Source organism: Paenibacillus sp. OT2-17, assembly GCF_009827695.1.
Lineage (GTDB): Bacteria > Bacillota > Bacilli > Paenibacillales > Paenibacillaceae > Paenibacillus > Paenibacillus polymyxa_B.
Genome location: NZ_WUDQ01000835.1, coordinates 1 through 1,173 on the forward strand (window position 1 = coordinate 1; position 1,173 = coordinate 1,173).

Here is a 1,173-nt window from a genome sequence, read left to right on the forward strand (position 1 = left end):
GAATCCTCAGTTGTCTGCGTGTGCCACGCTCGAAACCTGTTTTGTTCAAGTCCAAAACTCCTTTGTGACGTCAATTTGCGTCTAGCCTTTGATTAGCATTAGCTGCTGTAAATCATCCTCCTGTAAAGAGGTAAAGTGTACCAATCTTTATTCTAACCATGCAAAAGCCAAGAAGCAACCGGAGACAAGCTCCCGGCTGCTTCGGCGTTTTACATGCAGAAAATATGCTCCCCAATGGTTTTCACCTGCGGACGGGACCAAATCCATTTGGAGGTGGCTGTTTTTGGGTTAAAATAATAAAGACATCCTCCGCTTGGGTCCCAGCCGTTCAGTGCTTGGCGTACCGCCTTTTGTGCCGTCTCATTCGGTGTGAGCCAGATTTGGCCGTCTGCTACAGCTGTGAAAGCTCCTGGCTGAAAGATCACTCCAGATGGTGAGTTGGGAAAGCTGGGTGACTTAACCCTGTTCAAAATAACAGCCGCGACGGCAACTTGTCCTTCAAATGGCTCGCCGCGGGATTCACCGTAGACCGCGTTGGCCATAATTTTAAGATCATTTTCAGATAGTCCCATGGTGTTGGCCGATCCCATCGTTTCATCATTTTGATCCGCTTTATCGTTATTGTCCGCTGTCTGTCCCTGAGCGGAACCTTGATTGTTACGATGCATAGGAGTTTCCGTTGGCTTCCAGTTAGGAGTAGCATTCACCAGCTTTAATTTCGTCTTTGCTCCGACCACTCCATCGGGACGGATGCCAAATTCCTTTTGAAAACCCTTGACAGCTTTTAGTGTACTGCTGCCAAAATGGCTGTCCACTTTCCCGCCAAAAAAGCCCAGCAACTTCAAACGTGATTGCAACTCATATACATCCTGACCGTAAGATCCAAAATCAACCGCTCCCGAGCTGAATGTCGGCTGGGAAGGTTGCGCTGCTTGTACTTTCTGCTGTGTGCTCAGCGGCTCTGCTTGCTGCTGTGCAGAGTCATTTTTAAAAAGTCCTGTGTACGTAATAGCCGAGGCTGCGAGGATACCCGTGCAAATCCAGACCATTGTCTTTTTCATATGCTGCGCTCTACCTTTCTTTTGTGGGATTAACAGGATGGCTACGTTTATTATGACAAGCTCCGCTTAAAGCTATTCACCCTTTTAATCTTCTTTCAGCAGGTAGTCGCCA

General features: G+C 47.8%; 1 protein-coding gene. It reads right to left on the minus strand.

Annotation, left to right across the window (positions count from 1 at the left end; genetic code table 11):
- Positions 1 to 209: 209 nt before the first annotated feature.
- Complete coding sequence (gene sleB / locus GRP75_RS27505) at positions 210 to 1,061, minus strand: spore cortex-lytic enzyme (RefSeq protein ID WP_023988231.1); 852 nt, start codon at positions 1,059 to 1,061, stop codon at positions 210 to 212.
- Positions 1,062 to 1,173 lie beyond the last annotated feature (112 nt).

What these genes read in the sequence shown, in the direction of transcription:
- sleB (WP_023988231.1), bottom strand. Translation starts at nt 1,061, where the DNA reads ATGAAAAAGACAATGGTCTGGATTTGCACGGGTATCCTCGCAGCCTCG.